Annotated in this window: 16 protein-coding genes; 4 read left to right on the top strand and 12 right to left on the bottom strand. The window is 42.4% G+C overall.

Annotation, left to right across the window (positions count from 1 at the left end; translation table 11 throughout):
- Positions 1 to 162: 162 nt before the first annotated feature.
- The 3 genes from A8L45_RS22250 to A8L45_RS22240 form a co-directional block, all read right to left on the bottom strand.
- On the bottom strand, positions 163 to 996 hold the full coding sequence (locus A8L45_RS22250) for a putative hydro-lyase (RefSeq protein WP_068905546.1): 834 nt from the start codon (positions 994 to 996) through the stop codon (positions 163 to 165).
- A gap of 158 nt (positions 997 to 1,154) precedes the next feature.
- Entirely contained in the window at positions 1,155 to 2,135 is a 981-nt protein-coding gene (locus tag A8L45_RS22245; RefSeq protein ID WP_068905545.1) for an alpha/beta hydrolase family protein, read from the bottom strand.
- Between the two features lie 515 nt (positions 2,136 to 2,650).
- Positions 2,651 to 3,781 carry a fumarylacetoacetate hydrolase family protein gene (locus A8L45_RS22240; RefSeq protein WP_083228489.1) on the bottom strand — a complete coding sequence of 377 codons (1,131 nt, stop codon included), beginning with the start codon at positions 3,779 to 3,781 and terminating at the stop codon, positions 2,651 to 2,653.
- A 212-nt stretch (positions 3,782 to 3,993) separates the two neighbouring features.
- On the opposite strand from A8L45_RS22240, the gene A8L45_RS22235 reads away from it, so the two are divergent.
- Positions 3,994 to 4,653, top strand: a complete 660-nt coding sequence (locus A8L45_RS22235; protein WP_068905544.1) for a response regulator transcription factor — start codon at positions 3,994 to 3,996, stop codon at positions 4,651 to 4,653.
- Positions 4,643 to 5,845, top strand: a complete 1,203-nt coding sequence (locus A8L45_RS22230) for a sensor histidine kinase (protein ID WP_068905543.1) — start codon at positions 4,643 to 4,645, stop codon at positions 5,843 to 5,845. The genes A8L45_RS22235 and A8L45_RS22230 overlap by 11 nt, the downstream gene beginning before the upstream one ends.
- 396 nt (positions 5,846 to 6,241) lie before the next feature.
- Here A8L45_RS22230 and A8L45_RS22225 read toward each other — a convergent pair whose 3' ends face one another.
- The 7 genes from A8L45_RS22225 to A8L45_RS22200 all read right to left on the bottom strand — a co-directional run bounded on the left by A8L45_RS22225 (position 6,242) and on the right by A8L45_RS22200 (position 10,298).
- A complete protein-coding gene (locus A8L45_RS22225) occupies positions 6,242 to 6,652 on the bottom strand; it encodes a GNAT family N-acetyltransferase (protein ID WP_068905542.1) in 411 nt (136 codons plus the stop codon).
- A 168-nt stretch (positions 6,653 to 6,820) separates the two neighbouring features.
- On the bottom strand, positions 6,821 to 7,294 hold the full coding sequence (locus tag A8L45_RS22220; protein WP_068905541.1) for a GNAT family N-acetyltransferase: 474 nt from the start codon (positions 7,292 to 7,294) through the stop codon (positions 6,821 to 6,823).
- Between the two features lie 309 nt (positions 7,295 to 7,603).
- The gene (locus A8L45_RS22215) at positions 7,604 to 8,104 is read right to left on the bottom strand and encodes a GrpB family protein (protein WP_068905540.1); all 501 of its coding nucleotides are present in this window, start codon (positions 8,102 to 8,104) and stop codon (positions 7,604 to 7,606) included.
- Positions 8,105 to 8,636: 532 nt separating this feature from the next.
- Positions 8,637 to 9,095, bottom strand: coding sequence for a GNAT family N-acetyltransferase (locus tag A8L45_RS22210; protein WP_068905547.1), 459 nt, complete (start codon positions 9,093 to 9,095; stop codon positions 8,637 to 8,639).
- 108 nt (positions 9,096 to 9,203) lie between these two features.
- Positions 9,204 to 9,560, bottom strand: coding sequence for a hypothetical protein (locus A8L45_RS22205; protein ID WP_139122454.1), 357 nt, complete (start codon positions 9,558 to 9,560; stop codon positions 9,204 to 9,206).
- Between the two features lie 84 nt (positions 9,561 to 9,644).
- Complete coding sequence (locus A8L45_RS25790) at positions 9,645 to 9,752, bottom strand: DUF1963 domain-containing protein (RefSeq protein ID WP_390335811.1); 108 nt, start codon at positions 9,750 to 9,752, stop codon at positions 9,645 to 9,647.
- Between the two features lie 180 nt (positions 9,753 to 9,932).
- Complete coding sequence (locus A8L45_RS22200; protein WP_068905538.1) at positions 9,933 to 10,298, bottom strand: cupin domain-containing protein; 366 nt, start codon at positions 10,296 to 10,298, stop codon at positions 9,933 to 9,935.
- 440 nt (positions 10,299 to 10,738) lie between these two features.
- Between A8L45_RS22200 and A8L45_RS22195 the strand changes: the two genes are divergently transcribed.
- Positions 10,739 to 11,026, top strand: a complete 288-nt coding sequence (locus A8L45_RS22195; protein ID WP_068905537.1) for a 2TM domain-containing protein — start codon at positions 10,739 to 10,741, stop codon at positions 11,024 to 11,026.
- A gap of 254 nt (positions 11,027 to 11,280) precedes the next feature.
- Here A8L45_RS22195 and A8L45_RS22190 read toward each other — a convergent pair whose 3' ends face one another.
- Together A8L45_RS22190 and A8L45_RS22185 are read right to left on the bottom strand one after the other, a co-directional pair.
- The gene (locus tag A8L45_RS22190) at positions 11,281 to 11,772 is read right to left on the bottom strand and encodes a GNAT family N-acetyltransferase (protein ID WP_068905536.1); all 492 of its coding nucleotides are present in this window, start codon (positions 11,770 to 11,772) and stop codon (positions 11,281 to 11,283) included.
- A gap of 82 nt (positions 11,773 to 11,854) precedes the next feature.
- Entirely contained in the window at positions 11,855 to 12,331 is a 477-nt protein-coding gene (locus tag A8L45_RS22185) for an SAM-dependent methyltransferase (protein WP_068905535.1), read from the bottom strand.
- A gap of 201 nt (positions 12,332 to 12,532) precedes the next feature.
- Between A8L45_RS22185 and A8L45_RS22180 the strand changes: the two genes are divergently transcribed.
- The gene (locus A8L45_RS22180) at positions 12,533 to 13,714 is read left to right on the top strand and encodes a tyrosine-type recombinase/integrase (RefSeq protein ID WP_068905534.1); all 1,182 of its coding nucleotides are present in this window, start codon (positions 12,533 to 12,535) and stop codon (positions 13,712 to 13,714) included.
- Positions 13,715 to 13,936: the final 222 nt, after the last annotated feature.

Raw genomic sequence — 13,936 nt, 5'->3', positions numbered from 1 at the left:
ATTTTCGTTGGTAGATTGGCGTCGCCGTAGGGGGTAGGCATATGCCATTTTGTTGCCAGTGCAGGGTGTGTCCAGAACGCAATAATAGATAACGCCAACGCTGGCATGAGATTTTTTAACAACTTCATCGGAAGCCTCCTTTTCACTGATATCCTGTTCGCTCTACATCACAGAGAGCTGTTCGTTAGTTAAATCTGTTATCAGCATTTTGCCGGGTGAATGGGTAATGGCGATCGGCGGTTTGGCGTTTGCAATAGATAACTGAGGCGTCACGCCGCATGCCCAGAAAACCGGAATCTCTCCTTCTTTGATCACGACCTGATCACCAAAATCTGGTGCATGAATATCTTTGATGCCGATATCTTCAGGATTGCCAAAGTGAATAGGGGCACCATGCGATTTGGGAAAGCGGGAGGTGATCTGAATAGCGCGAATCGCTTCTGCTGGTCTGAATGGGCGCATAGACACCACCATGTTTCCGCTAAAGCATCGGCTGGGTACGGTGGGCAGATTGGTTTGGTACATGGAAACGTTGGATTGGCTCTCTACATTGCGGAGTGAGAGACCAGCGCGGAGTAACGCCTCCTCAAAAGAGAAAGAGCAGCCCAGTACGAAAGCGACCATATCGTCCCATCCGATATTTTTTATATCGCTGGTGTGCTCAACAAGTTCTCCATGGCGAAAAACGCAATATTCAGGCACATCAGAGCGAATATCGATATTTTCGCCCAGTGATGCAATCGACGTTTCCCCGGGCGCTGAAACAGCAAGTAACGGGCAGGCAATAGGATTTTTCTGACAATAGACCAGAAAGTCATTAGCCCACTCTTTGGGCAAAATCACCACGTTACCTTGTGCCAAACCGGGAGCAAAGCCACTTGTGGGGCCGTCAAAAATGCCATTCCGTGCCAGCATTCTCAGCTCGCGGGCTTCATTGAGAGCGGCGTCATAGTGGCTGGATGAGAGGGAGACGTGTTGTCTTACATATTGAATCATGACTTTCCTCACCTCGTTAATGGATTGTTACAATCACATAATGTTGCAGGCTGGCGTCATTTCGTCCAATTATAGTTTTTTACCTTTTACGATAAAAAAAATTAATGACCATCGAGATGAAAAATGACTATCGAGATGAAAATTGTGTCGAACTAAATTTAAGTATTAAATTCGCGTTCTTCCAACCAAGCTATCAATGTTGGCATAAAATCATCTGACAGAGCATCTTGTTTGAACCACATTATCTTTAGCCACTGGCTCAAAGTAATTTCCTGCGTATCGAAGGATGTTGAGTCCAACATATTATGGCTGGCATTTGCGATTAATTTGGTGGTGATCATTGGATTTTTTCGAATGTTCCACACTTCAAATTCTCGCTCAGCATTTACATTTAAATCATCTTCTCCCCATAGTAGTAGCCCGGGGACGTTGAGTTTTTCGAGGTCTTGAGTGGCATCTGCCTGAAAGTTATTTTTTATAAATTCGAAACGATCCTGCGAAATATCATTTGAACCAATGAATTCAGAATACTCTGTATACGAAGGGGATGTTTTTAGAAACTGAATTTCGTTGTTGTAAGACGAAACCTTTTTTTCAATTTGTTTCGTGCTTTTACCCGCCCGGGAATACTTTACTCTCGTGAAATAACGCCCTTGCTCAACCCAGTTAGTGGCAAACCCGACACCGATAACAAAACCTATCTTGGATGAATGTCTTGCAACCGCCGGTGCAACCCAGCCAGCCTGGCTAAAACCCAGTAGACCGGTGTTTTCTCCGCTGAAACCATATTTGGCTTGAACAGCATTTGTGGCGGCTAGAACTTCATTTTGCCTATCAATCATCGACTGCTTCAACCAATTTCCGCTTGATTGACCAACATTTGGTTTATCCCAACTAAACACCGCATACCCATTTTCTCTGAGCGGTTCCCAGATTATTTCGTAGAAACCTTCAGCATTATAATTTGCTGCACCATCCCCATGTACAAAGAGGATCACTGCCTTTGCTGACTTGCCATTAGTCGGTCCAAAGAACTGACCAGAGAGAACATTATCGCCATGCTCAAAAGTTAATTCTTCGGCATGACTGGAATGAATGAAAATGGATAATAGGAGGCCAAGGATATATCGCTTTTTCATGTTTTATCCCTAAAATTTATGAGTCATAATTTTGATCCTAACAGTTTCTTGTTATTCCAATATGTCAATGGCGAAAGAGTATGGGGCCGTTATTGTTCTGGAGTGATCAATGTTGACATTGATATAAGCTATATTCGTCCTAAAAAGTACTATTTTAATAGCGTTATAATAATCTCTATATTTTTATTCATATAAATAATTATCCGCTCATCCTGGTGCTTGTTATTTTAAGTGTTGTGCTTGTACGGTAATGGATCTCTAAATTATTCACGCTCAAGTTAGTGCCAGCTTATTTGGCGCAAGCCGGAATCACACAACACTGAGCCAGCGATGACTGCCAGCTCAGCGTTTCCTGACAATGTAATGGTGTAATAACTACTTCATGTTCGTCATGGTCAAACTTTACGGCAGAAACAACTTCCTCTTGTGGGTGACAGTCATCATCTCTATGAGTGTGAGTAAAGTTCTATGACAAGTAATGAGTAGAGATTATTTACATCAATGTTTGATAGCGCTTATTTCGTAATGTCTACTTCGATATTTCCTAGGTATGTGGCAGTAAGTTGCACATTATCGCCCTCCTGCAGGAATCGGTTTTCTTTCTTACTCTCGGCGATATATTCTTCAAGAATATAGGTAATAGGGCCTGAATTCATAAAGGAGAGAGTTGCTAACCACTTTAATGACTTAGCAGTGCGGTAACCCCAACCCGGTGTGTTATAGATCACGCCTTCTGGTGTTCCCGTTATTAGGGTTTGGTCGTTACTGATGGTATTCCCTTCAAATAGAACGGCGTCTCGATTTTGGTAGCGCCAAAGTGGCTCTGAACCCTTTTCAAATATCATCTCAATTAACTCTTGGGGTGAGCGAATCATCTCATTTGCTCTAGCATGCTGTCGTCTCTCTCCATTCACATATGTAGATAATGTTATTTCGTCAATAAAGGAAGACCAGTCTTCGGGTACCACGATATAAGGACCAGTTGGAAAACGTTTTTCACCGCTTTTTGCATCGGTAAACCCGTGGCCGGATGTCACATTGCCTACATCAATTTTTCTGAGTAATGTTGCGCGGTCAGTAAAGTCACCGCAAACGAAAAGGCCTGCTAACCCCTTTGCCTGTTCTGGTTGTTCAAGATCTTCTACCCATCGCATACAAAGTTCGACTTCGTAATCAAGCAATGCATCGGGTTGGTAACGGATTTGTGAGTAACTGGGTGTCGCTTTGGCAAATTTTGGAAAAAGAAACACCTCATTAATGTCTGCTTCTTCACCATGCTCCAAATAGTTTGTTCCCGCAGCAATATGTGCGCCCCCCGTTCCACCTGAGGGAAGAAGTGATTGATAATCCAGAAGCGTCTCTCCTTCTCGGTCATAAAGAGACTCAAGCTCCTCATAACTATAATTTTTAAAAAAATTGAGAGGGTCGTCTGGAAAGTAATTGAAGTGGCGACTTATATCGATGGCAGTAACCTTTTTATTGATAACTTGTCGTACAAGGTATGTATTTTTCTGACCTGATTTCTGTACAGTTTGCGCCATCGTGAGTGCTTTATCCGGCGCTGCAATCTCAGAGGCTTTTGACGCTTTTAGTGGTGTAATGCATGTGAGGGCGATAAGAAAAATATTTCTGACTGTGCGCTTCATGACGATTCTCCATGTGATTAATGACTTAAGGATACCGATGTGAATGTCACAACAACGTCACGAGCTAACGAGAAATAAAACCATAATCAGCCGAGCGAAAACATAGAGTGGTCACTTGAAGCGCCCTTGCGCCGATAACTCAGTGTGAAGAAAAAATCATCGAGTCGTTTGATTGAATACTCAGAAAGTAAATATCAAAAAAATGGGGATATATGCGCATTCTTGTTACTGAAGATAACCACGATGCGGCTGCCAATCTGGGTGACTATTTGTATCTACTGGGGCATGAGGTTGATTTCGCATACAACGGAGCCAGTGCATTAGATTTACTTGAAAGGAACCGTTTCGATCTTATTGTTTTGGATATTATGATGCCAGTTATGGACGGGCTGAAAGCATGTGATGCGATCAGGTCGAGTGAGTACAGTGATATTCCAATTATTTTCGTGACAGCCCGCGACACCCTTGAAGATAAGCTTGCAGGGTTTCAAGCCGGAGCAGACGATTATCTTGTCAAACCCTATGCATTTGAAGAGCTCTCTGCGCGCATAAAAGCATTAGAGTCGAGAGTTCAACGACGATATTGTCAAACATTGAGCTATGGCGGTCTAGCGTTTGATATGTCGACTGATATTGTGTCTTACCAAGGCCGTCTATTGCCGCTTGATCCCATCCAAAAACGTATTGTTCGTGTACTTCTCAGTCGTGCGCCCTCACTGGTGTCCAGCCGGGACCTGGCCTATGAAATATGGCGGGATGAGGAACCAGAGGGGAGTATGCTTCGCACTCAGATTTATCGCTTGAGGAAGCTTTTGCCTGAGGGATTGCTAAAGACGCACCGTGGAAGGGGATACCGTCTTCATGATAACTAAAATGAGACGTTGGTATTTCGGCCATATCCGGCATCAGGTTTTTACTATTATCGCCGTCATGGTGTTGATTGTATCTGTAGCTTTAGGTGTGATTTCATGGGCTGCAACCGAAATTGCCGCGGACAGCTTTATCAACAAGCGAGTCAGCCTAAAGCAACAGCAATGGGTTCAAGCATCTCTTCAACGCGGCGCACCGATTTCTATCAACCAGCCTTACTTGACGCTTTATGATGTCAGTGATGCCGATAAGCCGAGTTATCTCAACAGAACTGATAACGAAGGCATTAAAGAATTCTCCGAATATGATGCTCACGTTTTTACCTTTTTATCACCATTTGAAAAAAAGAAACTCCACCTTGTTTATTTACCCAATCTTGACCCAGAGATGGTGGATTATGGACAAGGAGTGGTTGCTTACGTCTGCTATATGATGATCTTGGTGTTTATAGTTGGGCTGGTGTCAGCGAACCTGATATCTAAGCACTTCACTGCCCCCATATTGTCGCTCATTGAACAAGTGGAGCGGTCATCTGGGGACAATATTCAAATGCCTGGCACCAACCGTCGCGATGAGATAGGGGAACTTCACCGCGCTTTTTATCAGTCTTTTTCACGGATTCAAGCATTTCTTCATCGAGAAAAACAATTTACTCGGTTCTCTAGCCATGAATTGCGTACGCCAGTGCATGTCATAGGTGGTTCTGTTCAGTTACTTGAGATGTGTGAAAATGACAAAAAACGATTAGAAATCATCAAGCGTATCTCTGGTGCAAATAGAGATATGGAACAGCTTATCAACACTTTTTTATTTATAGGTCGCGAGCAGAAAAATCGTCAACCAGAGGTGCGTCTTTCCGATACTTTGAGGGATTGTATAGAAGAGCATAAATACTTACTGTCAGACAGAGATGTCAATATCGAATGTCATTCTAGTTCTGATGAGATGGTTAAAATGTATTTTGCGAAAGTGATTGTAGCTAACCTTGTTCGAAACGCTTTCAACTATGCAAAAAGCAAGGTAGTGGTCACGTTATCAGCCCGACGTTTATTAATAGAGAACGATATTACTTCAGACGCAGAGGCTGGTTTCGGCCATGGTAAGCATATTATCGATGAGATATGTAAAGTTGAAAAATGGCATTATTACGCATCCATCAAACCATACAAGGCCTTGGTTGTTATCTACTTTTAAACCGTAATTCTTTCTGGGTAATATTGGCAAGCGGCCCTGTTTGGTGATTCTGAGTATTCCTCTGAGTCACCATGGTTATTATTTAGGGTAGATAATAACGAATATCTGAGCCGCCTTGAGAAAAACTCTGGTCGACCTATGACTTTCCAACATCCCGTGTTTTCCCTCTGTCCGAAAAAGACGCGTCTAACTAGTTTTGGGCGTATTTTGAGTTAAACCAGACGAGCTGGCTCGGATTTGGGCGATTTCGAATTATGCCAGACAAGCTGGCGAAAATTCGGACAGAAGTGAATTAGCATGGTGAACGCTAGGTGCGCCTGATGCGTTAGGAAAAATATGGGCAATTTACGTCTCACTGAAGGTGTTTTTGATTAAGTCGAAAGCCATGGTCGTTTGTTATGCGTGCGGCTTAAATTTCTTCGTCATTCCTTGACTGGATGGAGAAACAAGCTGATACCCTAATTTTTCGTAAAATACTGGCTTATCTGCGATCATTGAAACATAAGAACCTTCGAGAGCAACCGACGACAAATAGTTATCTATATGCTCCATAACCTTGCGGCCTAACCCTTGGCCTTGATAGTCCGGATCAACTGCAACATCCACCACCTCAAAGTTACATCCACCGTCTCCAACTACTCGCCCCATCGCAATTAGCACATCTCCATCACGGATAGAGATAGCGTACAAGCTATTTGGCAACGCAATAGTGGCAGCCTTCAAAGATTTTGGAGACAGACCTGCCTTCACACGCATTTCGCAAAATTCTGATGGGCTTGGGACTTTTGCTTCGTATTTTATTGTCATTATGTACATCTCCTTTTGTTATATTCGGATCATACACATGAGAACTGTATAAATATACATGTGAAATGTGTCATGCGAGCTGGTGCAGATTCTGTACAAAATTGAGCTGGTTAGGGTAATTACCGGATAGCTGAATTAATAATAAATACTGATACTTTTTGGGTAGATCTAGTTTTTAGGGAACAGGTCAATACACATTATTGTTGTCTGAATATTATTACTATCTGATTGATGCAACGGTCTAAAATCCAACCCAGTATACAAACCCACGTTATGGCTTTCACATTGCAGGTAAAGACAAGACACATCATTATCAATTGCAGTATCTTTTGACTTGCATATTAACGCCTTCGCTATTCCTCTCCCCCGTTTTAGTGTTGGGACATAAACACCACCTATCCAATGTTCATATTCTGGGTGCTGCTTGTCTTCACGGATTTTGAGCTCTAATGTACCGACAAGCTCGCCATTTTCATGGGCAACCAGACTGCATGGAATCTCTGTGTTTGACGCTTTGAGGTCGATATCACTCTGCACCATTTCAATAGTGACGTTTGGAACTTTTGAAGCCCATTCATCGAAGTACCAGTTTGCAATCACTGATGCATATTGACGATGTTCCGCTAATGGTGAGATTTCCATATTTCCTCTTGGCTGCAACCCTTTTTAAAACCACAAAGAAACAAAAACTGAATTTGAGTTCAAATACGTCATTAGAATTTCAGACACGCAACGCAAACAAGGTTTTTCGCGGGTTTCGATACAAACCTGCGGTTATGAAAAGAGGAATTTGGCGGCCAAACCTTGGGACTCAAAACTCTAAAATTGACGGGGGATAACGCCCCGCTAACCCGAGACAAATAAGGAGGTTGTCTTGTGCTTCGCTTCGCTCATTTTATCACAAGGCAACTGGAGTGTTTGGCTTCGGTTTAAGTGACTTGCTATGTGCATTTACTGAACAACTGACATTATAAATTGAGTTTTAGCTTCTGCATAAGTCAATTTATCGTTTTTATATTTACTACATAGCTCAGTCTTTAAAGATTCATACTCAGCTTTGAGAGCTGAATCTTCTCGAAGCTTATCTCGAAATAAGAGCTGTTCATGCAAATATACAGAATCTTGGGCATACATATGTATTTGATGAGTTCTCGGCTCACCTTTACTCCAATAGTGTCTATCAGGAAGCTCAGGAATTATACGATGACGATAATCTAGGCGTGACAAGGCTTCGATACAATCAAACCCCAACGCAAAGTCATCTAATTCAATTGCTATATCGATGATTGGTTTAGCTTTTAAACCTGGAATAGCTGTACTACCTATATGGTGAATTGAAGTTACATGCTCACCAATTAGACTTAAAATTAATTCAGATTCTTTCTCATACTCGGTAATCCATTGGTCAGTAGATTCGAATAAGAAAACTTCCCCTTTAGGTAGACCAAGCATCGATACTCCTTGAGCACATAACAGTGTAATAAACCTCAAAGTGTCCAATATAATTCCTACGATTTGTCCAATATAATTCATGGGTGAAATTTGCGATCGTCTGCACGCCCCGAAACCTCTGGCGTGAAGAGAATTGTCCAAAATCCTTTGCGGGAAAAACACCAAAATGAGAAATATGAATTATATTGGACAAATTGGCCGGACATGGATATTTACACAGTTATATTTTATCGGCTAATTACCCCCATCGCACACAACAAATATCGATAAATCCTGCATCCTGATTGTCGGTCAGTTTTGGATAAAAATTTCTTATCTAAAACTTCAGAAATGGGCTCGCATAGTGCCATTACACTCACTCATTTTTGGGCGGTTTTGAGTTACGCCAGACAAGCTGGCGAAAATTTGGACAGAAGTGAATTAGCATGGTGAACGCTAGGTGCGCCTGATGCATTAGGAAAAATAAGGGTAATATACGTCTTATTGAAGGGGCTTTTAGTTAGCCTAGAAGCCACAGTCGTTTATGTGCGTGCTAATTGAGGTATTTCTGCCAATGTTGCTGACCTTTTAAAACCACTCTGTAATCTTCGTAGTCCAATGAACTATATAATTTTTTTGCTGCTACATTATTATCTTCGACCTCCAGTGTGATTTTGAGATAATCATTATCTCGACAATACTGTTCGATACCATTTAGTTGCGCCTTGCCAACACCTTTGCCACGAAAGCTATCTGACACCATAAAATCATGGATATTCATCACTTTTTGCGCACGATAAGTTGAGAACGATTCATAACAAACCGCACAACCGGCAGGCTTGTTGTCGATAAAACTGATAAAGCCATGGAAATAAGGCAACGCATACAGCTGAACAACTACAGAGGGATCTCGTTTAACTGAGAGTCCAGAGAAGTACTCTCTGAACAGAGTCTCGAATATACCTTTATCCTCAATACTTTCTGTATCGATACGCCTAGTTGTGATTTTTATATCCATTTCCAATTCCATCAAAGTAAATAACGCCCCGCTAAACGGCGAGCCTTGGCGAGTCCGGTGGATGCTAAGCTTTTTGTGATCGGAGCGCATTTGAGCGGTTTGTTATGCCTTTGGACGCACGAAGTCACCACCTGACCCTTTTATAAATTTTGCGTTTTCACGATTGAAGCACTCACCAGATAACTGCCAAAAATCACCTTTATTGCGAGAGTGCAATACATACTCAATGACTTCCGATTCGGTGGCAAAGACAATAACGTTAAGGACATCTGACTTAAGCACATCGGTATGTTCTGACACCTGCCAATTAAAGCCAAGTGCGTTCTCTGACATTTCGTTGTATGGCCCCAGAAAGCATACCTTTGTCCACTTATCACCACCCATCATGGAAAGGTTCAACTTTTTGAAATTATTAGCCTTGATATCAGCGTAAATTTCTTCACTGGTTCCGTTTGCCATATAACCATTATCAGTACAGCCTAAAAGGGCGGCTAAAGTAAAAATTATTGCGGTTCTATTCATAGGCGTTATGCATTTTTAACATCAATCCCAATAGAAGTAGAATTTCTCAAACTTTCTATTTTTGAGGTGTTCTGGTGAAATAAAAATATGACCTATTCCACTGTCCCCAAACATAATTGCATCATCAATATCGATTTGTAGAAACTACCCGGAGATACCGGAACTCTCAGTGTTGCGATGACGACGCTCGAAGGAAGAAAAATGCTAACGCCACGGCACTTCTAGATCAGATTGCAACATTGACTTATGGAGAAGCATTGGGTTTGCTCAACACTCGGGATCAACACCTCAATCCTCATTTGTCATATGTTAAATCCAAACTTGCTCTTCTGATGACACAGTAACCTCACTTTGTTCTTCGCCAGTATGCGCAGTAGAAGAGGGCTCTACCATCATGAAATGAGTATCAGGTTGGGCTTTAGGACAGTGCTCAACGCCTTTAGGAACAACATACAATTCACCCGGATTAAGAACGACATCTCCAGCTTTCATCATTAACGTTAGCTGTCCCTTGAAGACGACAAAAAGCTCGTCTTCATTCTCATGCTTATGCCATACAAGTTCGCCACTGCCTTTTGCTATTTTAACGAGTTGCCCATTGGATTCGGCGATAATTTTTGGAGTCCATTCTTCCGAAAATAGATAAAACTTTTCATTAATATTAACTTTATTCACGACACTTCCCTTATCGTATAACAGCGATTAGACAGATTATTTTCATACCCGTATGCAGAAATTTCCCCGTCTCGTTCTTTTTTAATGCAACTCTACTAGCAATCTCTGCATACGGACAACGCCTTATCCGTACAAAATGGATGGGTGAATGAAGAAGCTAGACTGACCTCTAGGTAATGCTCCAGTGAGCAAGCCTGTAACTAGAGAAGGTGTGCCAGATGCACCAGAAAAATATGGGTAAAGATATTGATATAATGGGATTTTATCTAGCTTGAAAACCATAATCTCTTTTCAGCGTTACTGAGTCGTAGGCAATTTATCCCAGTGACGGACACTTCACCCCCTTTAAAAGCACTTCGTCGCAAAGGAACCATTAACGCCAAAACTTAAATTATTATTTACCTCATCAAACAATCACGTTAAGCATAAAGGGTAATAAAATGGATCAAGCAATGGACATAACTCATCAACAAAAACACGTAATGGCTCAAGTGAAAAAAATTAAAGAGTTTTACTCGCACTTAACTCACTACTTGTTGGTAATAGGCCTTTTATTTGTCGTTAACTTTGTCATTGGCACTGAGGTTAATTGGGCAATTTACCCTGCCTTAGGCTGGGGAGTTTTTATTGTTTCACATGCGATTAGGGCATTTGAGTTGTTTAATTTTCTTGGGCATGACTGGGAGAAAAAAGAAGTCGAAAAGCGTTTAGCGAAGCTACAAGAATAATCCATGATGAAAAATCATGCGCCAGACAGATAAAAGTAGGTGTAATTAAGATTCCACCTACTTTCAGAGGGAGTAGCCAGCATTTCAGCTTTCTCTCACACCCTATGTTAAATAAGGGTGATGTTGAATGATGCCAGACGGTTTGGTGCAGATTTGGACAGAATCGAGCTGGCTGATATCAGCCGTATTGTTTTCATTCCAGATTGTCTGGCGCAATCAATATCGTTAACTGGATGACTCCGCTCGTCAATGCCCTACTGGATGAGGTTATGTACCTCTTTGATGGCTCTCTGTAGCCCGAACCTTTCCGTGAGATGGCTTACTGGGATCTCTATTTTCAATATTCCGTCTGACCGACTTAATTCTGTAAAGCCAACAGAAAAATACATCTGCTTGGCGGCGGTATTATTATCAAACACACAGCAACAGATTTTTTGTATTTCAGGTGACGTTGCTACTCGCAGAAGTGACGCTTTTAACAAACGAAAACCGACAAGCCCGTTTTGATCTTCCTTCGCGACTTGCAGCGAGTCGATGAAGTGATAATCATCGATTTGATGAAACGCAATAAAACCAGAGAATTTATTACGATCCGTTGCGACGAGAATAGACCTATTTTTGAAGTATCTGATGATATTGTCGCGATGCCATTTTAAGCCAAGTGCCCTCTGCATTTCGAACATATTGTCCTCGATAAGTTGATACACGTCAGGCCAATCGCTTTCTCTCATGTCACGTATTTTCATCGTTGTCCGTATATATAACCTTGCTCTGTGGCGACGTTTATTCGTTATTTGTCGTTTTAATAACCGTCATGTACGGCGCTCGTTAGCCCTTCGGTCCCCAATAGTCAGACATTATCTCTTTTGACCACGTGGGTTGCTCCACCGTCCCCCGGGGGAGGAACTCGGTCATTACGGGCTTGATGTCGATGACAGGTGTGTTGTCGATGGCATCCAGACCGTGAACTAAGATTTTATTTTCTTCCACCCTGACGATCTTGCATACCGTGACACCTAAGCGGTTTGGCCTATTTTTTCCACGCTGAGCGAAGATCCCAATCTTTGGCCAGTCAGTATTATTTCTCGGGTGGCGAGAGCCAGTATTGATGCTGGATTCATCGACCTTGTTGAAAAAGAAGATAACCTCTATGTGGGAGAATTCGGTGAGACCGGAAAGTGCGTCGTTGTCATAATCACTGTCGAGCTCGATATAACTTGTTTCTTGATCCCAGTCATCGTCAACCGCCTCAACGCGGGTTGATTTCACATAGCCAATCGGCCTAATAGTAATTTCTTCCACCATACAATACCTCTCGTTAGCAAACTAAAGCAGAGCGTACTGTAAAGCTAAAAAAATACAATTAAAACAGCAATTTGAAATCATCATTAAATTGAATCGTGTAACGTGAGCTAACGCTAAATAACCCAATAAATCGTCCCAAATCGCTCAAAATACGTACCAAATAATGTACCATTTTATATCGATAGAAATTTGGTACATGAAATGGCATTGACTGCAGTAACGCTGAAAAACCTCTACGGAAAACCCTATGGAGGCAAGCCTGAGATAACCGACGATGCAGGGTTGTCTGTTCGTGTTTCGCCTAAAGGTAAAGTGACCTTTCAAGTTCGATATAGCCTCAAAGGAAAAGTGGTAAGACAAAAAATCGGCGTCTTCCCCGAAATGAGTTTGAGAGAGGCCAGAAATAAGCGAGATGAGGTGCTTCAGCTTGCGAAATCTGGCAGCGATCCCCGCCTAGAAAAATGTAAGTCCAAGACAGATACTCTGAGAGAGGTTATCGACTATTGGTACGAGAACTACTGCGAACCTAATAGAACGAAGCCCCAAGAGATGCTAACTAAAATCACTCAATTCATCCCCAGAGAATGGATGAATACGAGTGTCGATGCGCTGGGTATTGATGATTGGAGAGAACTGTTCAAAGCTATAGCAAATAAAAACAAAGAGAAGGGTAACGGCTCGGGCTATGCGCTAAACATCATTACTGAGTTGCGCTCCATTATTCGCTATGCAGTGAGACAAGGGCTTACGACTAACACAGCGTTTAATTCCTTACGCCCCGGAGACTTCGCCAAGAGTTACCAAACGACGGATAGATATTTATCCGCATCAGAAATTGGAAAAATCTGGCGAAATATCGAAACCCTATCAATGCAATACCGCAACCAAACTCTGCTCCGCTGTTTAATGGTGTTTGGTTGTCGTGCCGGTGAAATTGTTCAGGCCAGAAAAGACGAGTTTGATTTTGAAAATTTAACCTGGACTGTGCCAAAAGAGCACACCAAGGGAAAGCGAAAAGGTATTGTGAGACCCATTCCTGACGCATTGGTGCCCTATTTAAAAAGCGCTTTTGACGGAAGCCCCTCGACACTTGCGTTTCCGTCTCGCAATAATCCTCTTCGACCTCCAACGTCGAATTCAGTCGGGAGAGTGGCTGAGCGCTGCGCGAACGATTTAGGACTTGACCCTTTCAACAACCATGACTGGAGGCGAACTCTGTCAACTCACTGGACAGATATGGGCGCACCCATCCACCTTTCAGAGAAAATGCTAGGGCATCATATGCAAGGTGTGCTGGCAGTTTATAACCGTTCAGAAATGCTTGAGGAAAGGCGTAAGTGGACGAATATTTGGATGGATAAGATTGAGGAGTGGGCGAGGTGATCCAATGTGTTTTGGATACACGGGATACAACTTCTATGCCGCCTACGCGGCTTCGCACCGCAGCTGGTCTTTAACAAAGATAAGCTCATTCTTCCATGCTGCCTACACGGCTTCGCACCGGGAGGAATTCAATTCGGAAACGTCTCGTTTCTTCCATGCCGCCTACACGGCTTCGCACTGAGTACCTGAACCGTTAACAGTATGGAAGATACTTCCATGCCG

Source organism: Veronia pacifica, from assembly GCF_001707825.1.
GTDB lineage: Bacteria > Pseudomonadota > Gammaproteobacteria > Enterobacterales > Vibrionaceae > Veronia > Veronia pacifica.
The sequence above is the reverse complement of the archived record's forward strand: the minus strand, read 5'-3'. Positions and strand labels throughout refer to the sequence as shown.